Raw genomic sequence first — 21,957 nt, forward strand, 5'->3', positions numbered from 1 at the left:
TTAGGCGAAGGAAAAATGGATGAAAGCAAGGCGTTGATTGCAGTAACTAGTTATTCTAATTACAAAATCAAGAACGAAGCTAGCGTCCATTTTAACAAGCATCAATGAATAGAAAATTAGTGGATTTGGTATAATTAATAAACAGCCCTATTCAGCGCGTTTTGCAGTCCGGTAAGCTGTAGGGGTTTTACCCACCAGGGTTTTAAAACGGCGGCTGAAATTCGCTAGATCCTTGAAACCCACCTGCTGCGCGATATCCTGAATAGACCAGTGCTGCAGCGCTAAAGACTGTTTAGCCTGTTCAATACGCAGATCCTGCAGGTGCTGCATGGGGGTTTTCGCTAACCACTGATTAGTTAAACGGTATAAGTGTGCCGGCGAACAGTAAATAAGAGCTGCCATCTGCTCAACTGTCCAGTCTTTATGAAGCTGCTGACTAAGCAGGTAAGTGAAATGCTGCAGACGCATCTGCACCGCTGATAACTGCGTTTTTTTCTGCAGACTGGATGACACTATGTGCTGCAGCTGCTCCACCAGCATATTGTGCAGACAGGGATCATCAAACTCGCAGTATTTACCGCTGAGTACCAAGGACTCAATGGTATGGCGCAGTACCGCGCCATAGGTGGTGGACTGCAGATAAGCACCGGATTTTTTCTGTAGCGGCCACTTTAACCTGCCGTCGAGCATTACCCAGGTTACTGACCAGTGCGAACAGTCCATCTCAAAGCCATTTGCACAGCCCTTCGGCACCACAATTAATGATCCGGCTTCAAGTCGGAACGACTCATCCTGCGTATGCAGAAGCCCAACCCCGTGCGTAGTATATAATAGCATATGATACTTCGGATTCTGACGGTACAGACTGAAGGTCTCAAGGGCATCACATGAGCCAAGCTGCGCGTAACCCAGTGTCGCTAATTTTGCTTCATCTTCCCGCTCCAGTATATGCTGCTTACATTTACTGGAAATCTCACACAACTCCGGCCACTGCATCTCAACTCACCACTGCTTTACTGTAAAAAATTAAAACCAAAATAGTTTAAAGCAAATTAAAGCAATACATCGACAACTATTTTTCATCTAAGCGGTTAAAACGCACTTCGTGAATCAGATCACATTTTAAAACCCTGTCATCAAAAAACACAAAATATACAGGAATTGTTTAATCCGGCATCACCTGTATCACTGCAGGCAAGCAATAAAATCTTCTACTCAGTATGAGATGCTCTCCCACAGATGCTTGCTTTCTCCCAGCTGCGAGTCTTGTACAAAACTTAGTATTTTTCTATTTCAGGTGCATTTTCGATGAAAATGAAAAGTGTGCATGATAACTCTGCTCACTCGGAAAAAGCGAACGTGGTCAGTGTGACCTGTTAAAGAATAGCAGGCCATTACCCTTACTTAAACTATGGTATAACAGGCTGTAACAGTTATATTTAGTTGACATGTTTCGCTTAATGTAATGGCGTTAAAAGAATCATAATATTCGGCTGTCCTGCCTTTTTGCTCCTTACACAAATGGTCTTTAGGAAAAAGAATGCTAAGCTATAAAATGAATTTCATTAACTATAACGGTAAGTTATTACATGAATAAAAATACGACAAGTGAATCGTCAAGTACTAAAGTTATTAGCAATATCGTTAAAAAAATTCACACGTCATCACCGCTAAAAGATTCTGTATACGAAGAAGCAGCAGCTTATTTTGCCCAATTACCAGAGATAGAGAAAAATTTGGCGGCTCTGCACCAGAGCTTAACTACTGCACAGCAGAATTTATCTGCTAACAGCAAATCAGAAAACGTCAAAAAACTGAAATCTAAGGTGGAACAGAACCTTAAAAAAATTAAGGTGTTTGAATCTCAACAGAATGAAGAACGGCTCTCTCGCTTACGTAAACTAAAAAGTATATGCGATGAAATTTTATCTTTCTGTATTGGTCAAAACAGGGATGACACAGATAAAAAAATTGCTAAGTTACTCGGTACTCTATCGTTAAGGGCGCCTGAAGGAATAAATCCTGCCTTGCAGTACAATCAGCAAAGTCAGCACTTATACCAAGCCGTACTCAGTCTGAAACTGCTTGATCAACTACTCGAAGATAACAAAATAGCCAATGAGTATATCCTTAAATGGATTTTGCCGGACGATACTGAAGAACTCCTCTCCTTTGGCGCGGAAGTACAAATCCCTTTATTAATGACTTCTTTATTACATGATGTGGGTCTTTGCCATCCTGCTGCACAACAGATATTAAAAGGAGAGTCTGGTGATGCAGACGAATTCAGAGTATTAAGTGCTGATGAAAGGCTAGACTTGTTAAAATGCAATTATCAGCAAACGTTAAACTATCTAACGGATGGTTTGGGGCTTGATAAATATATTGGAGGCTCAAAAGCCGAAAGAGAAATATTTAACAAGAAGGAAGAAGAAAAACTTGCCTTTATCCGCTTGTTGTTGAAAAGCTCTCTCAATCCTAAACAGGGCATTGGTAACCTGATTAAGGTCCCTCAAATTTACACTTCAGTGGTCCTGTCCACCAAACGAAATTTTACTTATGCCTCCCTTCCCAAAGTATTTCAAGTGCTAAATAAAGGCGTAGAAAGAGGATCCATTAACAAGCAGGTGGTAGAGACCCTGCTCAAAATCACCGGTATCTTTCCTCAAGGCTACGGCATTGCTTATATCCCTAAAAACTCGAAGGGATATGATTTGGAGAGGTACGAGTTTGCCATAGTAAATACACTCTATCCTCAAGAACCATACAGTCCTATCTGCCGTATTGCCACGAGAAACCAGGTTTTCATCTCATCAGGCGGGGATCTTAATATAGCGCCGGTTAATAACTTATATTTCGCGGATGCACGAAAAAAATTGATGAAGATTAGCCCGGAAAGACTCAAAGGAATACTGAGTAAACTCTGGAGCAACTTTGAAGAGCGGCATGAAGAACTCGACTTGATCCCGAAGTGCTGGCATCCTTATGAATTTTTTTCTTTTGCAAAACGGCAAAATATGTGGAACAAGACATTGTAGTGGTTAAGTAATGCCGGCCGCAAATTTGTAGACAACTCATATTATATAGGGGCGAAAGCGAGCGTAAATGTGGAATCTCAACAGATAAATAGAGCAAAAATTCTAACTCACTTTCTTCCCCTTTATGCCGTAGATAGTTAACTAGCCCCTAGACCATCAGTAAACAAGCAGATAAAACTACAGTTAAGTTAGCCGTTTTACTCAGCAGCATGATGACAATGGCTAGTCCTTATCGAATGCTGCAACGCTGTATTGGTTTTCGAGCTAGCGCCCCACAGGGCAAGCCGTGAGGCAAACACTTTCGTTGTTGTGAAGTTTCGATTTAACCAGTTAGATCTTCACCTTCACGCCTAGAAACTATTCACCTCACGACTTGCTGATTTTTGCATCTTGAATGGTAACGGGTATAAACCTGTTTAGATACTTACCTGCTTCAAAATCTCATCTGAAAATGAGAGCACTTTAAACGTGCCCTCTTCGTACAGCCCGTAACTAGGCGTATAGCCTTGTTTAGGGAAAGTTATCGAACCTGGATTAAAAATAAACTGAGCGCCGTTTTGTTCTGCCGCAGGTATATGCGTATGACCATGTGCAATCACGTCACCTGCTTTCAGCGGCGGTCGATGATCACTATTGTACAGGTGGCCATGGGTTAGAAATATTCGCGTACCGCTTTCCAGCAGAATCCATGAGTAGGTTTCAAGCATGGGGAAGTTAAGCAGCATCTGGTCAACTTCGCTGTCGCAGTTGCCGCGAACAGCCAGAATTTCATCACTGTAATTATTCAGAAGCTGCGCAACGGCCGCAGGTTGATACCCCTGTGGAACAGGGTTTCTAGGTCCATGATTCAACAGATCACCTAGAATCACCAGATAATCAGCACCTGATGCCTGGTACTTCTCCAGCACCTGCTCTGCTGCAGGTAATGAACCATGCAGATCCGAAGCAAAAAACAGTTTCATATGGGTAGTCTCCTAAAAGTTTTTATCCCATTTTACAGTCTTAAGCATCCAGCGCCATACCGTTTAACACGATATTATTGTAACTCACCATACCAATAATTTTACCATCTTCAATAACAGGAGCACGACTAACGCCAAAACGCTCAAACAATCGCGCACAGTGCTTCACCTTCATATCAGGTGAAACAGACAGCGCAGGTTTGGTCATGATTTCATAAATATTAGTACGCTCAACAGAACGGTTCTGTGCTAAAACCTTCTTGGCAATATCATTCATCAAAACAATACCGTATTCATCATCATCGTGACGCTTGTTCACTATTAACGCTTTTACGGCATGCTGTCGTGCTAAGCGAATACCTTCTTCAACTGTGGTTACTCCATCGACCATCACATAAGTATTGGCCATAACATCTCTTACTCTAATAATCTTATGCTGGTTCATAGCTCGTCCTCTACTATCTTAGTTAATGTTTCCACCTGATGGGCAACTCCAACCGCGTCTTCTATGTCTATTTGAATGGCAATGCCCCGCCCCGACTGCTGATCAAACTCACCAACCTTATCAATTGTTTCTAATATATGCCTGGCTAAGTGTTCTTCTACTACAAATAACAAAACGTCTTTTTGAACATCTAAGGTCAGGCCCATAAAGGTGGTTTTTTGATTCAGCCCTTCCCCTCTTGCGTTATTAATTACGGTTGCGCCAGTGGCTCCTGCTGAGCGCGCGGCATCTAAAACAGCATCTGTCTTTGTATCTTCTACAAAGGCAATTATTAGTTTAAAGCGCATCCTCATTCTCCTTAGAATCTGCTCTTGAGTTTAGCCATTGAGTAATCTGGGCGTATGCCATAACTGATATTATTGGAAATAAACTTGCAAATGCGATTAATCCAAAACCGTCAATAACAGGGTTTCGTCCCGGAACGGTGGAAGCTAACCCTAGACCTAATGCCGTGACTAATGGAACAGTCACCGTCGATGTTGTAACACCACCAGAATCATACGCTAGCGGTATTATCAGTTTCGGCGCAAAATAAGTTTGTATAATAACCACGACATAACCAGCCATAATGTAATAATGAATGGGATCACCAACAACGATCCTGTAACTGCCTAAGGAAATTCCAATCGCTACGCCTAACGCCACTGCAACTCGTAAACCAGTCACGCTGATGGCGCCGGCAGAGACCTGGTTAGCTTTAATAGCAACGGCAATTAACGAAGGCTCGGCAATGGTTGTGCTGAATCCGATAGCAAATGCGAACAGATAAACCCAATAATAATCAATCCAGTGCAGAGACTCTGTGATGTCATCTTTAAAAGAGTAAATAAATTCGGGTGCGGTCAGCTGCTCCGCCATGGTTTCGCCCAATGGAAAAAGTGCTAACTCCAGTCCCAGTAAAAAGAGAGACAAGCCTAAAATGACATAGAAAAAACCCAGTACAACTGTTGCTAAATTAGCAACTGGTTTTCTTAATACCGCAAGTTGAAATCCAAAGATGATGACCGCAATAGGAATAACATCAACCACTGTGCTGATAAACGTATCAATGAACTGCGACGGGCTTATCATGATAAAGCCATCCCGTAGAGCATCACAAACATCATGGGTAACAAGGAAGCGAATGCAATCAAACCAAATCCGTCCAGCATAGGATTTCGGCCTTTAATTGATGATGCCAGCCCTACGCCTAGAGCGGTTACCAGAGGGACGGTAATAGTGGACGTAGTAACACCGCCGGAATCGTAAGCAATACCGATAATGGTCTGCGGGGCAAACCAGGTTAGTACAACAACACCAAGATAACCACCAATAATCATTACATGGATAGGCCAGCCTTTAAGAATGCGAACCACGCCTAATACAATTGCGATACCAACCGAAAGCGCCACCGTTACTCTCAATCCATTGGCGTAGTCATCCATTTCATCAATAGTATGCGGGATCAACCCGCCTTCGGCTGCTACTTCTGCGGCTTCATCGGCCACAGCGGTTAATGCCGGCTCAGCAATAGTGGTTCCAAAACCTAAACAAAATGCGAATAAGATTAACCAGAAAAGACTTCCTTTTCGGGCGAAAGCCTGCGCCATGCTTTCACCAATGGGAAACAATCCCATGTTCAAACCAAAAATAAAGAATGTCAGACCCAGCACGACAAAAAATAAGCCGAAAAGGATAGGTAATATATTTGGAAGAGGCTCCTGCAGCACCACCAGTTGAAAGAAAGCTATCACACATACTATAGGCAGAAGATCAGCTAAGCTTCCCAGCATTGCTTTAAATAATGCAGTCAGTGCTTTCATGACTCCCTCCCTTTAGAATATTCTCCTGTTCTTAATGTTGGTCAAATATTAAAATTCCGTCCATTACTATCTCTTTTTTTTTACATAAATGAGAGATTTAGCGCGATGTAAATACAAAAAAGGTCGCCGATTAGGTAGCCTCTAGAGAGTTAGAGTATAGCGGGTAATAAAAACACTTAATAATAGAGAAAAATGCTGAGGCAGGCAGTTACTTCGCTGCTTTACCAGACAGTAAATCTGGATTAGTCACTAGATTTCTCACACCATGAGCATGATCTTCCTCAAATACATTACCTTCAAGCCATTTTCCAACACTTTCAATACTTACTTTAGCAACATTAGGCCGAACGCTCCAGGATACCTGGAAAGGAGATCCTTTTTCATTGTAGCTCGGGCCGGTTGTTGATCCGGCATACTGCACGGCAGTACCGGTATTATCTGGAATGTTAAGGGCTTGATGATAACCATCTTTTAATCCGTGCTCTGTGAGTTCTGAAAAATTTAATGCATTGTTATCATTAACTAAAACATATACCTGCGTTTCTACGCGCAGCTGTGGATTACCAGTTGATTCATCTAAACAAGCGCCTAATGTTGGGCCTGGTTTTACCTGTGCCGTCGAGTGTACGTAGTGGACTTCTATAGTATCACCTGGATATAAACTACCGTGCTCTCCCCCGCCAATATCTTTTTTAAGTGGTGCTAACTCAGTCTTGCTTAACTTACCTGAATAAACATAGCCGCTGTTGTAACCGAGACCATCTCCGTTACCGGCATATTTAGTAAATTCGCCGCCTTTATGCTCAGCATTTTTATGAAAATGTATATTACATAGATTCATTGACGTATAAGCGGGAGCACTTCCAAAAGTACGTTGGTTATTTCCCTGTATTGAATCGATATCACGTGGTGATTGAGGGCCGAAACCTTTACCTTCAGTATTTTTGGCTAATTCAGCACGCTGCTGTGCAGCCACTTTATCTGAAACCTGCTCATCTTTTCCCGAGTGAAAGTCCGCTGCATTTGCTGCTGGTAATAACGCCGCCGCGGCACAAAAAATTAATGCTTGTTTTTTCATAGTGAATCCTACTTATAAAGAAAATGATACTACTAAAGAGATACAAATACTTCAATACGGTTAGATTGCAAACATAGAATATATAATATATTTATAAACAAGGTAAACAATAATCAGCCAGGCCGTAAAAATGAAGCAGCGCTTAAGCGGAGGTTTACTAATTTTATGACCTGTTTTACACGTTAAAGCCGGACTTATTCAGCATTACCTCCGAAAAAACAGCTCTGTTAGCCCGCTCACATAATTAGTTCATTTGCGTTGAATATCTGTTAAAATCCCGCACCAAATTAGCAGGAGATTTATTTATGACAGACAATAGCCAAATTAAAGTGATCGTCGGTATGTCCGGCGGTGTTGATTCTTCAGTATCCGCGTATTTATTACAGCAGCAGGGATACCAGGTTGAAGGGCTATTTATGAAGAACTGGGAAGAGGACGATACCGACGAGTATTGTGCTGCAGCCCAGGACCTTCAAGATGCCCAGGCAGTCTGTGATAAATTAGGTATAACTCTGCACACCATTAATTTCGCAGCTGAATACTGGGATAATGTCTTTGAACACTTCTTAGCGGAGTACAAAGCAGGCCGTACGCCGAACCCCGATATCATGTGTAATAAAGAGATTAAATTTAAAGCCTTTTTAGAATTTGCCGCCGAAGATCTTGGCGCGGATTATATCGCTACCGGCCATTATGTACGCCGCCGTGAGACAAACGGTCATGTACAGCTGCTGCGCGGACTGGATAATAATAAAGACCAAAGTTATTTCTTATATGCGATTGGTGAAAAACAGGTTGCTAAAACACTGTTCCCTGTCGGCGAACTGGAAAAACCAGAAGTACGCCGTATTGCTGAAGAGCAGGATTTAATTACCCACAATAAAAAAGACAGCACCGGTATCTGTTTTATCGGCGAGCGTAAATTCACTGACTTCCTGCAGGAATACTTACCTGCACAGCCGGGTGACATTGTTACACCAACGGGTGAAGTTATCGGTCAGCATCAGGGCCTGATGTATCACACACTTGGTCAGCGCAAAGGGCTGGGTATCGGCGGATTACAGAATTCTAATGAAAATCCCTGGTATGTTGTCGGCAAAGATATGGAAAACAACCGTTTATTAGTCGCTCAGGGTGCAGATAATCCGGCGCTGTTTTCTTACGGTTTATTGGCCAAACAGTGTGACTGGGTTGACCGCACAGCTAAAGATAAAACCTTTAAGTGCACAGTAAAAACCCGTTACCGTCAGACCGATATTGCCTGCACTGTTAAACCGCTGGATGATGATACATTAGAGGTGATTTTTGATGAACCTCAGGCGGCCGTCACACCGGGACAGTCTGCGGTATTTTATATTGATGAAGTTTGTTTAGGCGGCGCGATTATTGAGCAGCATTTACAAAAGTAACTGTGCTCTGTTCATATGCCGTAAAATTAAGGCTCAGCTGAAGAGCCTTAATAATTCGTCTCTTAGAAAACATAACCGTATTTATTAAAAGAGAAATATTCATGCCATATCATAATTTACAATCCCGCAGTCTCGCGTTTGCAGCCATCTGTCAGGCGGCTTACCTGGTTGATAAAATTGCCAACAAAGGTTTATGCCCTGATGCAGCCGCATTTAATGCTTCGCTTCATTCTATTATGCGCACTTCAGGCGATTCTCCATTAGATATATTCGGTGGTTACGAGTCACTGCAGGTCGGTTTTAAAAGCATGATTGAACAGCTTGATAATGCGGGTAATAACCGCAATATGCAGGTAACCAAATATGTAATCGGCATGATTGCCCTGGAGAAAAAGCTAAGCCGCAGCTCAGGTGCACTGAACATGCTCGGCGAACGTATTAATCAGGTACAGCGCCAGCTGGCACATTTCGACATTAATGATGACAGTGTATTAAGCAATTTAGACTCTATCTATAAAGATATAATCAGTAATCTGGGGCCGAAAATTCAAGTCAACGGCAACCCGGCCAGCCTGCAGCAGGTACAGACACAGCATAAAATCCGTGCATTACTGCTTGCCGGTGTTCGTGCAGCCGTTTTATGGCGTCAAATCGGCGGTAAACGCCGTCAGCTGGTTTTCTCACGCAGAGCGATGATCCACCAGACAAAACAGAATTTACAACGCGTTTAAAGCGCGCTTTAAATAAGCAGAAAGATACACACTTAACTAATCAGCTCTCGTCGTTTATTCAGCTAAGCACGAGGCAGAACAGTTACACAATAGTTTTAAAACAACCTACTTTTATTTAGGAGCAACAAATGAAACTTTCAGGACTAACAGCTGTATCACCAGTTGACGGCCGTTACGGTAGCAAAACAGCACTTTTACGCAGTATTTTCAGTGAATTTGGTCTAATTAAATTCCGCGTACAAGTTGAAGTCCGCTGGTTACAAAAACTAGCGAAGACTGACGGGATTGCAGAAGTTCCTGCTTTCTCTGATGCTGCTGACGCACATCTTGATGCAATTGTTGCTAATTTCAGCGAAGCTGATGCACAACGTGTTAAAGATATTGAAGCGACAACCAACCATGATGTAAAAGCGGTTGAGTACTTCTTAAAAGAAAAAGTAGCTGATGTTGCGGAACTGGACGCAGTCTCTGAATTTATTCACTTTGCCTGCACTTCTGAAGATATCAATAACCTGTCTCACGCATTAATGCTGAGCACAGCAAAAACTGACGTTATTCTGCCTTACTGTAATAAAGTCGTTGATGCAGTTAAAGCTAAAGCCCAAGAATACAAAGCAATGCCGATGATGTCTCGTACACACGGTCAGCCGGCTTCTCCAACAACACTGGGTAAAGAGATGGCTAACGTGGCAGTACGTCTGCAGCGTCAGGTTAAGCAGATTGAAGCAACGGAAGTATTAGGTAAAACCAACGGTGCAGTAGGTAACTACAACGCTCACCTGAGTGCTTATCCGGATCTTGACTGGCAGGGATTTGCAGAAGAGTTTGTAACCAGCTTAGGTGTAACATTTAATGCTTACACTACACAGATTGAACCGCATGACTACATCGCAGAGCTGTTTGATGCAATTGCCCGTTTCAACACTATTCTTCTAGACTTTGACCGTGATATCTGGGGTTACATCTGCCTGGGCCACTTCAAGCAGAAAACCATTGCCGGCGAAATAGGCTCTTCAACCATGCCGCATAAAGTTAACCCGATTGATTTTGAAAACTCTGAAGGTAACTTAGGTCTGGCTAATGCTATCTTTGATCACCTGGCGGCAAAACTGCCTGTTTCACGCTGGCAGCGTGATTTAACGGATTCAACCGTGCTGCGTAACCTGGGTGTTGCTATTGGTTATTCTGTTATCGCTTATGAATCAAGCCTTAAAGGTATCAGCAAGTTAGAAGCAAATGAAGAAAACATGCTTAAAGACTTAGATGCAAACTGGGAAGTACTGGCTGAGCCTATTCAAACAGTTATGCGTCGTTACGGTATTGAAAAACCATACGAAAAACTAAAAGAGCTGACTCGCGGTAAACGTGTAGACGGCCCGGGTATGGCAGATTTCATCGATACACTTGAGCTGACAGATGCAGTTAAAGCAGAGCTTAAAGCGATGACACCGGCAAATTACATCGGTCAGGCTGTTGATCTGGTAGAAAAATTAGTCGACTAATATTCGTGTTAAACGAATGTGACTTAAGGCAACCTTCGGGTTGCCTTTTTTGTATACTCTATAATATATCCTAAATAAACAAAGCATTGTGATTCAATAACCCTATGAGGTTTCTATGTTCGAACTAAATTTAGATATTAACCAGTTTCTCGACACCTACTGGCAGAAAAAACCAACTGTTATTAAAAATGGATTTATCGACTTTGAAGATCCTATTTTACCCGATGAAATTGCCGGGCTGGCAATGGAAGAAGAGATTGAAAGCCGCCTTGTTTATCAGGAAGAGGACAAGTGGCAGGCAGAATCCGGCCCCTTTGAAACCTTTGAGCGGCTGGAAAAAGACGGCGCAACGTTATTAATACAGGCTGTAGATCACTGGCATGAAGATGCGCAGCAGTTAGTACGCCCTTTCCGTTTTCTGCCTAACTGGCGTATTGACGATCTGATGATCAGTTACTCAACCCCTAAGGGCGGAGTTGGTCCGCATATCGATAATTATGATGTGTTCATTATTCAGGGCAAGGGCAAACGTCACTGGCGGGTTGGTGAGAAAAAAGCACTGCAGGAATTTGCCGCTCACGGCGCATTAAAACACTGTGAAGCCTTTGCCGCTTTGATTGATGTAGTGCTGGAGCCCGGCGATATCTTATATATTCCCTGCGGCTTTCCACACGAAGGATATGCTGTTGAACCGTCAATGAATTACAGCGTAGGTTTCCGCGCACCGGATCAGAATGATCTGATCAGCAGCTTTGCCGATTACTGTTTAGACATAGATCAAACTGCACAGCGTTACCTTGACCCGGAGATGATAATACGTGAAAGGCCGGGCAGAATAGAAGAGCAGGAACTTAATGAACTGCACCGTTTATTAATTGAGCGCAGTAAAAGCCCCGTAGATCTAATCCCCTGGTTCGGGCGCATGATCAGTGAAGCAAAACATGAACTGGATATTGCATCCTCAGATATTCCGCAGACTAATCAGCAGATATTAGACCTGTTTGAAGCCGGTGCGCAGTTTATCCGCTTAGGCGGCCTGCGGGCAGTTTATTTTCAGCAGTCACCGGAGCTGCTGTTTATCAACGGTGAACAGTTTAACTGTGAAGGTTTTACTGAGCTAGGTCATCACCTCTGCGATCAGGATGAAGTAGCCGGCGAAATCGTCGAACTGCTCAGTGAAGATGAAAATGCCTTAACTCTGTTTACCCGCTTAGTAAACCTCGGTTACTGGTACGCGGCTTAAACAAAAAAATGCCGTTCAAATAAATGAACGGCATTAGTTACACTACTATATTAATTTATATTGCTTCAAGCAGGATCAGACCTTCACTTCCAGCGTCAAAGCTGACAGAACCATTAGTTACGGTTGCTACTGTTCCGTCATAAGCATTACGTACACTGCTGCCGTCAGCAAAATAACCGTCGACATTAATGCTTACCTGACCTGCACCGTCCAGCACCACCACAACATTATTGACACTGCCGGAAACAGGATTAGTCCAGCTGCGCGCAAATGCTCTGCCGCTTGACTGACCAGAAAGAGTTCTGTGCTGACCAGCACCAACAGCAGGGTTATCACGACGGAACTGTCCAACTTTCTGCCAGTGCTGATGAACGGCATTATTATCGCGGCTCCAGTCAATACTTGAACGGCTGCCCTGATCTGCATCACTGCCGCCGTCGCCGTTTACACGCCCCAGCTCATCACCATAGAAAATCTGCACACCGCCTGGTAATAACAGTAAAGCTGTACCAGCGCGTTTTTGACGAGCATCATCACCATTGTAAAAAACGGATCCAGTATCATGGCTGGAGATATAACTCAGCACATTCCAGTCTGTTGAGCTGTTAACCTGCCCCGCATAACTGGCAAATTGATTAAGCATAGTATCGGCATTTGCAGTCATACCGTCTACTGCGCCTTTAAAGCTGAAGTTAATCACCGAATCAAATTGAGCTGTTGTGTGGATATCTGACTGACCAACGCCATGCCCCCACACTTCTGCTGTTGACCAGAACTCATCATTCCAGTCTGCACCAGGCAGGTCCGGGTTATTTTGACGCCACTCATTTAATGCTGCTTTAGCTTGTGCATTGAGGTTTGCCCAGTTGTCATAGGTTACGTGCTTAGCAGTATCTACGCGGAAACCATCAATGCCGTAATCTTTAACATATTGAACTAACCATTCAGTTATCCAGTCACGAACACGTTTACTGCCCGCGACCTGATAATCACTTAAATAACCTTGACCGAAGGTTGCTTTATTCGCTAAAAAGGCAGGAATGCCGACAGCCTGAGTTGACTCCGTTTTAAAGTCCGGCAGGTAGGCTAAACATTTACTGAGATCATCTCCGCCGCATGCATCATAACCAGGCAGACCTACGCGCACCCAGTCTTTACCCCACCAGCTCAGCCACTTAGACTGATCACCGTCATAGTTAATAGTGCTGTGATAACCAAACCAGTTGCCGTCGCCTGGTGTCCAGTATTCGCCAGCCGTGGTTGAGCCGTAGTTAAACTCATGCATATCTTTAAGGGTGTTGTAACCTGCATGGTTCATTACCACATCCATCACTACGCGGATGCCTTGACTATGCGCCGTATCGACAAACTGTTTAAATTCAGCCCGCGTGCCCATATTGGCATCAAGGTTAGTGTAATCCTGTACGTAATAACCGTGATACGCATAATGAGCGAAGTCACCGTTACTGCCGCCGCCGACAAAACCGTGCGCCTGCTCGTATGGTGCAGTCAGCCAGATAGCGTTGACACCAAGATCAGTAAAGTAACCGGCATTAAGCTTTTCTGTCAGGCCTGCAATATCGCCGCCGTGGAAAGTACCAATGTTTTTTCCAGTAGCATCAATACTTGGACGACCATAAGAGTTGTTATTCGACGGGTTGCCGTCTTTAAAGCGGTCGGTAATAACAAAATAAACACTGGCGTTATCCCAGGTAAAGTCAGAAGCCTCAGGCGGCGTTACTTTAGTCAGCGTGAAACACTCATTCGCGCGGCTGCTGCTGTTGGCTGCCCATAAACAAACCTGCATTGACTGATCAACTGCTAATGCTCCGCCGACAACAATGGCTGTGCCGTCAGTAAAACTAATGCCGTTAACAGGATCACTTCCGTCAATAGTATAACGGCCGCCGGATATATCATCACCGGCTGCGTGAAGTGTTACGCTTAATTCATCAGTAAAGAAAGTCGCACTGCTAGGATCGATGCTGACATCAGCATCTTTCGGCTCGATACAAGTCTCAACCCAGCTCTGCGTTTCAATAATGTAGCAGCCGTCTTTATCACGCGTTAGATCAGCTGTCTGCTGTGCGCCGTTATTACTGAAAATCATATTGCTGAATGTACTTGCAGCAAATGTACGGCTATATATACCGTCGCCAAGATCCTGCATTTCATCACTGCCGGGCCATGTAGTATTATCTTCACTGCCAGCAGGTAGTGCGCCCCAGTGGTGCATTGCTGGAACCCAGTTTGACGGTGCTTTTAACCACACTGTGAAACCTACTTTCTGAGCTTCTGTTTTAGTGTAAGTGTAAGTCTGCGTTACCGATCCCTGTGCATTAAGCGCAAAGACCTGCAGATCAACCGACTGACCCGCTTGTAAATCCGCCCCGACAGAAATAATATCGCCGTTACTGAACACTGTTCCCTGAGTTACATCACCACTGCCCAGTAGATAACGGCTGTCGCTAATATTTTCGCCCTTATAACTTAGTGTCACCTGATAACTGTCGCTGTTAAAATCACTGCTTCCCGGATTTACAGTCAACTCAGGTTTTACCGGCAGCGCGACTTCAGCGGCTAGAATTTCATGGCTGGATGCATTAAAGCTGACAGCGTAGTTACTATTATCAACTACCGTGAAATCCTGCGCTGGATAATTTTCAGCCCATGTTCCATCAGCTGTACAAGCTGCAATTTTAAAACGTGCAGGTATCTCTTCCCCGGAAAATGCCTGAGTTAACTCATATAAACCAGTCTCTGAATTAAACTGCAGTGCTGTCTGCTCCCAGTTGTTCGGCGTCCCGCGCAGACACCATAGTGAAGGCTGTTCACCGGCAACGGTGATATCAACACTAGCAGAGGCACTTACAGCACCGAGATCATCAGTCACCTGCAGTGATATTGTCTGACTCTGTGAAAAAGTAACAGTAATTGATTCTGATGCGGCACCTGTGCTCCAGTTATATGCGGCAACTGAGCCGTCTGCATCACTTGAGCCGGCGGCAGTGAAGGTGATGCTGGTACCGGCATCAACAGTTTGCGCACCAGCTGGAGATATAACTGCAACGGGGGCCTGGTTACTTGAACAGCTGCTGACCGGGTCAGCTTGAATATTTTTACTGTCACTGTAAAAAGTGATCTGGTAACTTCCCGCAGAAACTGTGTAGTCAGCGCCTGGATATGCCTCACTCCAATTGCCGTAACGATCTATTTTAAAGCGGGGATTATCACTGCCGAAAGTTTGGCAAGTTTGATACTCACTTCCAGAGATATGTTCCAGGGCTGTATTAGCCCAGCCGTTTGGTGTACCGCGGAAATCCCATTCTGCCTGCGCAGACAGCGAAACCGCAAACAAACCAAACAATAATGCTTTGTTCATTTTAACTCCTTTTAAAACTAAGTTAGCGCAGCAGCCCCTATGACTGCTGCTGATTGTGTAAATAATAAAGAACTACATTGGTTGTAAAACATGTCTAAGGGGAGCTGAAGGGCTCCGCTAAAAAGTAAATATTTTTAATAAGCGCAATGCTTTATAGAGCTGCTTTTATCCGCCTTTGCTGCTCTTATCCATGGCCCTGTCGATACTCAACATGACTTAACAGCGCTGACTTCATTTTGTTTGATTTGTGATTTTTTTTAGAATAATCAAACACTGCTCTTTATCAGCCTTAGTCTATTTAAAGTAAATATCACCATAAATCCCAGACAGCACAGACGCTATAAAACTGCCGTTTCAATCTACTTTCACACTTCCACAACATGCATAAAACAATCTGATATATAGGGATTTTTAGTTAAAAAGTCACACTTAGTGCATATTATGCAGACAGCAAATACTGCTTACTTAAGCGCTTCGGATACTAGAACCGTGCAGTTCAAAATACCAACAACAAGTGTTTAAAATACGAGCACCCTCAAAGTGTAAACGATTGCAGACACACAAAAATGATATTTAATTGCTTTTATTTTGCATTTAAATAAAGACAGGAAGGGATAAAACAGGTTTACTTTTTGCTGTTGAGAGAATAGAAAAGCAGCCGTCAAGGCAAAGCATCAAAGCTGAAAGATCAAGCCGGCAGACAAACGAAAACCGGCAGTCAGAAAAAGGGCTGTTTTTTTAAAGACCGCCCCATAATTGATTAGCACCTAAATACAATGAAATCCCGCCAACTACGGGCATAAAGACTGCCGGCAGATAAAACAGCACCGCTCTGCACTTGGCGTAACTGAGTAACTTTTTAGCGGCCTTGGCATAGGTGACCATAATACTCACATCAATCACTACCCATAAAACTAAAAATATCAGCGCCTGCTGGGTAAATGATTCCGTAGCGATAACAAACGAAGGTAAAAACGCGACAAAAAACAGAATATCTTTCGGATTAGATATTCCCGCGCGCATTGCACGCCAGAAACAGTTTTTATTATGAGATTTCATATCATCAATGCTTACCTCTTTACGCAGAGCTGTCAGCCCCAGATAGATAAGGTAACAGCCGCCGATAACACGCCCCCATTCTAATAGATGCGCATCCAGAGAAACGGCAAAATTCAGCGCAATGAGTGCACAGACAAGTAATATCAGTGAAGCAAGCGCACTGCCGAGAATGGTGCCAGACGGCCAGCCGTGTTTAGAATCAGAGATAATTAAAGCAATAAGCGGACCGGGTGTTGATATTAATATAGCGATAGATACAGCATAAGTAATATAAATGGATAACACGATACATCCCTAATAAATTTTAAACGACCGATCATAGTGCTTATGTGCATAATTAGGTAATCAAAAAAAGCTACTAAACAATTGTTCTTTTCATTAAGCACACAATTTCCACACAATTACTAAAAACATATTAAAAACAATGAAAATACTCAACAATATCAATACCTTAATTATATTTTACTTCTTCATTTTTATACCACAGTGCTTTTATATACTGAGCATAAATCGACAGTTAGACATTACCCGGCAAATACACAGGAGTGTTATTATGAAGCATAAAATATTGATATTAATCCAGGCAGTTTTAATCTCTAACCTTTTCGGCTGCGGCTCAGGCGGCGGCGGTTCAACAGACAGTACAGCAAGCTCCACAGCAGCCGCTTCCGAAGTCACCACGACCGTGACAGACAGTTCCAGCCAGACACCAGGCACGGCAGAATCCCCTGCCCCGGGAACTTTTACCATGGCACAGACTCTTTCCGACGGCGCGCAGCGCACAACAATCGCCTTTGCCGGCTTAGGTATGATAACCGGTAATCTGCAGGCACAGTCCTTTTTCCCTCCCGGTAAAGTAGCTGACTACTGGGGATTTCAGTATCTGCGCGATAATGATTCCGACGGTATGGGCCACAATACAAGTTTTCTGACCAGAATTGCCAGCAATGTACTCTATATTCTTGATGATCAGCAGTTAGCCGTTCTGACCACACTGGCTTCCAGTCAGGTCAGTCAAATTAATGAATATGCCTACCAGCGCTATCCGCTGATGCAGGCTTTCCGCAGTCATATGCTCGGAGACTTACCCTTAGGTACTTCAGGTTTAAGTGTGAGCGCAGTTAAACAAGCCTCCAAAGAGCTCTACCAGCTGGACGGACAGATCAGTTATGACCGTGCAGTTGTATTTGCAGAAATCTACAGAGGTATGAGTGCCAGTCAGTTAAGCTACCTTGATGATATGAAAGGCAGCGGCTGGGAGTCATGGGCGGACATTGACCAGTCAGTACTTAAAGAAAGAACCCAGGGCCTTTCCCATGACGAGTCAGTCGCAGTAATGACCTACGCCGGGGATCTTTTCAGCTGGTATGCCGGATCGCTTGAAGCCGACGCTTATTTCTGCCCCGAACGCCAGGGCACCTATTACGGCTCTTTTTACATAAAAGATGCACCTGCTATCGGTGTTGAAGGTTACAGCATTAATGAACAGTTAACCGCCACAGCGGGGCGCGTCCTAAGCGACAGCAGCGAGGGTTACGTTTCGGCAGATCAGGCCGCATTAGTTTCCAGCCTGGTAGATACCCAGCGCAGTAACCTTTATGCAGGAAACTTAAACATAGTTCAGGCCAGAACGGATATTTCCACCGCCCTGCGCAGCCTGATCAGCAGCGAAGAACTTTCGGACACCTATAAAGCACAAGTACTGGCTGAAGTACTGGAAAAATCAGCTGTCTATGGTGAACTCGACGGAGAAAATAATTTCCACTACGCCGGCGTTTTTGCACAGCTATATCAGTCTTTATCAGACACACAGATGCAGCAGTTAACGGCGCTTAGAAAAGAGATCATGTCCGGCACCTATGACAGCGGCGCCTCTTTTGATTTTTCTACTGCGACAAGCCTGTTCCTTTACTCTGCAGAAATCACCGACACTTCAGTGCTTGACAGCTATCTGGCAGAGGGCGCTGACCTGTTTGAATAATAATGGTACTCACTAAAGACAGTGTTTTGTGTCTGGGCGTAATAACCTATGCCCAGACACAAGCCGTAAGTGATATCAACAGCACTTTCAGCACCTTAACAACGGAACAGTGCATAACTGTTACTCTATTAACTCGAGGGAGTATTATAATGAAACAACCTATTATACTGCTAAGCTTAGCAGCAGCTTCACTTTTAATAACAATAGCTCCGGCACAGGCACAAACGAACTCCGCTGAAAACAGCGGACAAGTTACTCAGGAATCTGCAGACAGGAAGCCGAAGAATAAAGCGCCGCAGGCAGGAAAACCGCCTCAAACGGCCATTGATGCCTGTTTACAGCAGGCGCCTGCAGCACAATGCAGTTTTCAAGGACCTAAAGAGATAGAATCAGGTGTCTGTGAAGATACGCCTGATAAACAGTATTTTGCCTGTAAACCGGATCGGAAAAATATGATTTAATGCACCGCTTATTATAATCAACAGTAAAAGCAGCGCCGCGGCGCTGCTTAATTTTATTATTAACAGCAGTTCCATTAACTGCTATAACAGGGGACGTTTTTTGAAACTGCTGCACAAGTTCTTTCTCGCCTTCTTTGTCAGCAACCTGGCTGTTGTCGTGCTGCTGCTGACAGCTATTAGCCTGAGTTTGTCCTCTGATTTTAATAAGCTGGTTAATGAGACTGAAGATAAACACCTGCAGGAAACTATCGGCCAGTTAAGGACCTTATACCAGCAGAGCAGCAGCTGGCAGGCAATTATTAACGACGTGCAGATCTGGCGTGATATCGTTGACCCCAGACAGCAGCGTCGACCACTGCCTCCCCGGAATAATCAGCCGACATACGATGATCCCCCACGAGATAAACGCGGACAGGATCGCCGCAAAGATAATCCCCCGAGGCAGGAGAGACGAGCAAGGCAGGAGCCGCTGCAGGGTCAGCGGGACACATCCGCTGCATTTCTCAAAACAGGTCAGCGTATGAGTTTATACGACAGCAGTAAAAAAGTTATCGTCGGGCGAAAAGAGCTTAGCGGCCATAGCCGTATTGAGCCGGTTATCAGCGGCGGAAAAACCGTAGGCTGGGTAGGGTTAGCCGTTTCAAATGCGCTTGAAGACAACCCGGCGGCTGAGTTTCTGCAGCAGCAGTTTAAAACATACCTGCTGATTGCCGGCATCGTATTATTAATATCCGTTTTTACAGCAATAATGCTGGCTAAACATCTAGCAGCCCCGATAAAGCAGCTTATCAGCGCAACCGGCAGGCTGAGAAGCGGCGACTACAGCAGCAGAATAAACAGCAGTTCAAAAGATGAAATCGGCATCCTATCGGAGAATTATAATGATTTAGCGAATACGCTGGAAAAAAATCAGCACAGCCGCCGTCAGTGGATGTCTGATACCTCCCATGAATTACGCACCCCGTTAACAGTGATTAAATCACAGCTGATCGCCATCCAGGACGGCGTTCTTAAAGCCGCCCCCGAAAAACTGCAGATGCTGATTGAAGAGGTTGATAAACTCAGCCGCATTGTTGCGGATCTGTATCAACTTTCCAGCTCAGATATCGGTGCGTTAACCTACAAAAAAATCAAACTTGATCCGCTTAAATTATTAAATCAGACCCTGGACAATTTTCAGGTAAAGTTTGCTCAACGAGAACTCACACTGTCGCGCAGTGCACAACCTGATGTACCATGCTACCTGTTTGCTGATAAAGACCGGCTGCTGCAGCTTTTCTCAAACTTATTTGAAAACTCATGCCGATATACAAATCAGGGTGGTAAAATCCATATTGTTACCCGCATCGACGGCAGACAGCTGCAGATACAGATACAGGACTCAGCCCCCGGCCTAACAGAAACGGACAGGGTTAAAATTTTTGAACGCTTCTATCGTGTAGAGCAGTCCCGCAGTCGAGCCCACGGCGGTTCCGGATTAGGACTCGCTTTATGTTCACAGATAGCGGCGGCGCATCAGGGAACAATCACAGCACAGAACTCCCCGCTAGGAGGTGTAACCATGCTGATTACCCTGCCGGTTAATTTAGGAGCAGAACAATGATGACAAAATACCATATTCTTATTGTTGAAGATGAACCGGCCATTGCCGAAGTATTATGTGCCTACTGCACCGCTGCCGGTTACAGTATTAAGCACTTAAGCACCGGTCAGGGGGTCCTCGCTTATATCAAAGAGAATAACGTTGATTTAGTGCTCCTGGATTTAATGCTGCCCGATATTGACGGTGTCACTCTATGTAAAGAAACCCGCCTGTTTTCACAGGTACCGATTATTATGGTGACCGCAAAAAATGAAGAGATTGACCGCTTAATAGGATTAGAAATCGGCGCTGACGATTATATCTGCAAACCCTTCAGCCCAAGAGAAGTGATAGCAAGAATAAAAGTTATTTTACGCAGAGCGGGAAACCTGAGCGATAAGATTATCCGCCAGTCAGGTTTTGAGCTGGATATGCACAAATTCAGTGTCACCCTGCATAACCAGCCTCTGGATCTTACTCCCATCGAATTTAAGATACTGGAGCGTTTTCTGGCGAATATCAGCCGGGTATTCAGCCGCCAGGAAATAATGGATGCTGTGTATGACGGTTTTGAAGAGATAAGTGATCGTAATATTGATACGCATATAAAAAATATCCGCAAAAAAATAGCGGCCGTTTCAGCAGATCTTAACCCGATAGTTTCCGTTTACGGAGTGGGTTATAAAATGGAGTGCTAGACACTTAATCAATTAAACGGCGCGCCTGCCAGTAGTTCGATTTCCAGTAGACATTATCCAGCGATGATATCATCACACCTCGACTGGTTGACGCATGCAGAAACTGTCTGTCCGTAATGTAAATGCCCACGTGGCGCACTTTCCAGCTGGTTTTAAAAAAAACTAAATCTCCAGCCTGCAGATCCTTTTCATTTACAAAAACACCTGAATTTGCCTGCACCTTGGTTGTACGGGCAATATTAATATTAAAGCTGTTTTTATAGATAACCTGCGTTAATGCAGAGCAGTCGATGCCCCTTTTATTACTACCGCCTAAGCGGTACGGCGTGCCCTTCCAGTCCTGATGTTCGCTGTGCAGAAGCATCACAAACTGTTCACTATCTTTCCGGGAGAGACTGTTATCTGAGCGGCCCGAAGAGACACTATGCGATGAAGGTGTCGTTGAACAGGCACTGATAAAACTCAGTGTGAAGAGCAGACAAACGGCTTTTAAATTAAATTTTATCAAGCTGATACTCCTCGAT

General features: G+C 44.1%; 19 protein-coding genes. 9 read left to right on the plus strand and 10 right to left on the minus strand.

What is annotated here, in order from left to right:
• Nucleotides 1–147: 147 nt before the first annotated feature.
• On the minus strand, nucleotides 148–996 hold the full coding sequence (locus G337_RS26290) for an AraC family transcriptional regulator (protein WP_051303257.1): 849 nt from the start codon (nucleotides 994–996) through the stop codon (nucleotides 148–150).
• 593 nt (nucleotides 997–1,589) lie between these two features.
• Between G337_RS26290 and G337_RS0113960 the strand changes: the two genes are divergently transcribed.
• Complete coding sequence (locus tag G337_RS0113960; RefSeq protein WP_028864443.1) at nucleotides 1,590–3,038, plus strand: BAR domain-containing protein; 1,449 nt, start codon at nucleotides 1,590–1,592, stop codon at nucleotides 3,036–3,038.
• 416 nt (nucleotides 3,039–3,454) lie between these two features.
• Here the strand turns inward: G337_RS0113960 and yfcE are convergent, their stop codons facing one another.
• The 6 genes from yfcE to G337_RS0113990 form a co-directional block, all read right to left on the minus strand.
• Nucleotides 3,455–4,000: a phosphodiesterase gene (yfcE, locus tag G337_RS0113965; RefSeq protein ID WP_028864444.1), complete on the minus strand. Its 546-nt coding sequence runs from the start codon at nucleotides 3,998–4,000 to the stop codon at nucleotides 3,455–3,457.
• A 40-nt stretch (nucleotides 4,001–4,040) separates the two neighbouring features.
• Nucleotides 4,041–4,445: a CBS domain-containing protein gene (locus G337_RS0113970; RefSeq protein ID WP_028864445.1), complete on the minus strand. Its 405-nt coding sequence runs from the start codon at nucleotides 4,443–4,445 to the stop codon at nucleotides 4,041–4,043.
• Complete coding sequence (locus tag G337_RS0113975; protein ID WP_028864446.1) at nucleotides 4,442–4,792, minus strand: P-II family nitrogen regulator; 351 nt, start codon at nucleotides 4,790–4,792, stop codon at nucleotides 4,442–4,444. The genes G337_RS0113970 and G337_RS0113975 overlap by 4 nt, the downstream gene beginning before the upstream one ends.
• The gene (locus G337_RS0113980; protein ID WP_028864447.1) at nucleotides 4,782–5,576 is read right to left on the minus strand and encodes a DUF1538 domain-containing protein; all 795 of its coding nucleotides are present in this window, start codon (nucleotides 5,574–5,576) and stop codon (nucleotides 4,782–4,784) included. Before G337_RS0113980 ends, G337_RS0113975 begins: the two co-directional genes overlap by 11 nt.
• Nucleotides 5,573–6,307: a DUF1538 domain-containing protein gene (locus G337_RS0113985; RefSeq protein ID WP_028864448.1), complete on the minus strand. Its 735-nt coding sequence runs from the start codon at nucleotides 6,305–6,307 to the stop codon at nucleotides 5,573–5,575. Before G337_RS0113985 ends, G337_RS0113980 begins: the two co-directional genes overlap by 4 nt.
• 208 nt (nucleotides 6,308–6,515) lie before the next feature.
• Nucleotides 6,516–7,385, minus strand: coding sequence for a delta-class carbonic anhydrase (locus G337_RS0113990; RefSeq protein WP_028864449.1), 870 nt, complete (start codon nucleotides 7,383–7,385; stop codon nucleotides 6,516–6,518).
• A 305-nt stretch (nucleotides 7,386–7,690) separates the two neighbouring features.
• Between G337_RS0113990 and mnmA the strand changes: the two genes are divergently transcribed.
• The 4 genes from mnmA (at nucleotide 7,691) to G337_RS0114010 (ending at nucleotide 12,270) form a co-directional block, all read left to right on the plus strand.
• Nucleotides 7,691–8,794, plus strand: coding sequence for a tRNA 2-thiouridine(34) synthase MnmA (mnmA, locus tag G337_RS0113995; RefSeq protein WP_028864450.1), 1,104 nt, complete (start codon nucleotides 7,691–7,693; stop codon nucleotides 8,792–8,794).
• Between the two features lie 101 nt (nucleotides 8,795–8,895).
• Nucleotides 8,896–9,525, plus strand: a complete 630-nt coding sequence (gene hflD / locus G337_RS0114000; protein ID WP_028864451.1) for a high frequency lysogenization protein HflD — start codon at nucleotides 8,896–8,898, stop codon at nucleotides 9,523–9,525.
• Nucleotides 9,526–9,653: 128 nt separating this feature from the next.
• Nucleotides 9,654–11,027 carry an adenylosuccinate lyase gene (gene purB / locus G337_RS0114005; RefSeq protein WP_028864452.1) on the plus strand — a complete coding sequence of 458 codons (1,374 nt, stop codon included), beginning with the start codon at nucleotides 9,654–9,656 and terminating at the stop codon, nucleotides 11,025–11,027.
• Nucleotides 11,028–11,142: 115 nt separating this feature from the next.
• Nucleotides 11,143–12,270 carry a ribosomal protein uL16 3-hydroxylase gene (locus tag G337_RS0114010; RefSeq protein ID WP_028864453.1) on the plus strand — a complete coding sequence of 376 codons (1,128 nt, stop codon included), beginning with the start codon at nucleotides 11,143–11,145 and terminating at the stop codon, nucleotides 12,268–12,270.
• 55 nt (nucleotides 12,271–12,325) lie between these two features.
• Here the strand turns inward: G337_RS0114010 and G337_RS27760 are convergent, their stop codons facing one another.
• Together G337_RS27760 and G337_RS0114020 are read right to left on the minus strand one after the other, a co-directional pair.
• A complete protein-coding gene (locus tag G337_RS27760; RefSeq protein ID WP_051303259.1) occupies nucleotides 12,326–15,652 on the minus strand; it encodes an alpha-amylase family glycosyl hydrolase in 3,327 nt (1,108 codons plus the stop codon).
• Between the two features lie 738 nt (nucleotides 15,653–16,390).
• The gene (locus G337_RS0114020) at nucleotides 16,391–16,996 is read right to left on the minus strand and encodes a LysE family translocator (RefSeq protein WP_028864454.1); all 606 of its coding nucleotides are present in this window, start codon (nucleotides 16,994–16,996) and stop codon (nucleotides 16,391–16,393) included.
• Nucleotides 16,997–17,264: 268 nt separating this feature from the next.
• Between G337_RS0114020 and G337_RS0114025 the strand changes: the two genes are divergently transcribed.
• From G337_RS0114025 to G337_RS0114040, 4 genes are all read left to right on the plus strand, one after another.
• Complete coding sequence (locus tag G337_RS0114025; RefSeq protein WP_028864455.1) at nucleotides 17,265–18,692, plus strand: hypothetical protein; 1,428 nt, start codon at nucleotides 17,265–17,267, stop codon at nucleotides 18,690–18,692.
• A gap of 149 nt (nucleotides 18,693–18,841) precedes the next feature.
• Nucleotides 18,842–19,153, plus strand: coding sequence for a hypothetical protein (locus tag G337_RS0114030; protein WP_028864456.1), 312 nt, complete (start codon nucleotides 18,842–18,844; stop codon nucleotides 19,151–19,153).
• A gap of 100 nt (nucleotides 19,154–19,253) precedes the next feature.
• Complete coding sequence (locus G337_RS0114035) at nucleotides 19,254–20,756, plus strand: ATP-binding protein (protein ID WP_051303260.1); 1,503 nt, start codon at nucleotides 19,254–19,256, stop codon at nucleotides 20,754–20,756.
• A complete protein-coding gene (locus tag G337_RS0114040) occupies nucleotides 20,753–21,433 on the plus strand; it encodes a response regulator (RefSeq protein ID WP_211235809.1) in 681 nt (226 codons plus the stop codon). The genes G337_RS0114035 and G337_RS0114040 overlap by 4 nt, the downstream gene beginning before the upstream one ends.
• Before the next feature lie 4 nt (nucleotides 21,434–21,437).
• Here the strand turns inward: G337_RS0114040 and G337_RS0114045 are convergent, their stop codons facing one another.
• Complete coding sequence (locus G337_RS0114045; RefSeq protein WP_245597663.1) at nucleotides 21,438–21,941, minus strand: C40 family peptidase; 504 nt, start codon at nucleotides 21,939–21,941, stop codon at nucleotides 21,438–21,440.
• Nucleotides 21,942–21,957 lie beyond the last annotated feature (16 nt).

The sequence above is a fragment of the Psychromonas aquimarina ATCC BAA-1526 genome, assembly GCF_000428725.1.
Classification (GTDB): Bacteria; Pseudomonadota; Gammaproteobacteria; order Enterobacterales; family Psychromonadaceae; genus Psychromonas; species Psychromonas aquimarina.

Bases quoted from the DNA above. Each gene is read 5' to 3' on its own strand.
- G337_RS0113960 (WP_028864443.1), top strand. From the start codon at position 1,590: ATGAATAAAAATACGACAAGTGAATCGTCAAGTACTAAAGTTATTAGC.
- G337_RS0114030 (WP_028864456.1), top strand. From the start codon at position 18,842: ATGAAACAACCTATTATACTGCTAAGCTTAGCAGCAGCTTCACTTTTA.
- G337_RS27760 (WP_051303259.1), bottom strand. From the start codon at position 15,652: ATGAACAAAGCATTATTGTTTGGTTTGTTTGCGGTTTCGCTGTCTGCG.
- hflD (WP_028864451.1), top strand. From the start codon at position 8,896: ATGCCATATCATAATTTACAATCCCGCAGTCTCGCGTTTGCAGCCATC.
- G337_RS0114025 (WP_028864455.1), top strand. From the start codon at position 17,265: ATGAAGCATAAAATATTGATATTAATCCAGGCAGTTTTAATCTCTAAC.
- mnmA (WP_028864450.1), top strand. From the start codon at position 7,691: ATGACAGACAATAGCCAAATTAAAGTGATCGTCGGTATGTCCGGCGGT.
- G337_RS0114010 (WP_028864453.1), top strand. From the start codon at position 11,143: ATGTTCGAACTAAATTTAGATATTAACCAGTTTCTCGACACCTACTGG.
- G337_RS0113975 (WP_028864446.1), bottom strand. From the start codon at position 4,792: ATGCGCTTTAAACTAATAATTGCCTTTGTAGAAGATACAAAGACAGAT.
- G337_RS0114040 (WP_211235809.1), top strand. From the start codon at position 20,753: ATGATGACAAAATACCATATTCTTATTGTTGAAGATGAACCGGCCATT.
- G337_RS0113980 (WP_028864447.1), bottom strand. From the start codon at position 5,576: ATGATAAGCCCGTCGCAGTTCATTGATACGTTTATCAGCACAGTGGTT.
- purB (WP_028864452.1), top strand. From the start codon at position 9,654: ATGAAACTTTCAGGACTAACAGCTGTATCACCAGTTGACGGCCGTTAC.
- yfcE (WP_028864444.1), bottom strand. From the start codon at position 4,000: ATGAAACTGTTTTTTGCTTCGGATCTGCATGGTTCATTACCTGCAGCA.
- G337_RS0113985 (WP_028864448.1), bottom strand. From the start codon at position 6,307: ATGAAAGCACTGACTGCATTATTTAAAGCAATGCTGGGAAGCTTAGCT.
- G337_RS0113990 (WP_028864449.1), bottom strand. From the start codon at position 7,385: ATGAAAAAACAAGCATTAATTTTTTGTGCCGCGGCGGCGTTATTACCA.
- G337_RS26290 (WP_051303257.1), bottom strand. From the start codon at position 996: ATGCAGTGGCCGGAGTTGTGTGAGATTTCCAGTAAATGTAAGCAGCAT.
- G337_RS0113970 (WP_028864445.1), bottom strand. From the start codon at position 4,445: ATGAACCAGCATAAGATTATTAGAGTAAGAGATGTTATGGCCAATACT.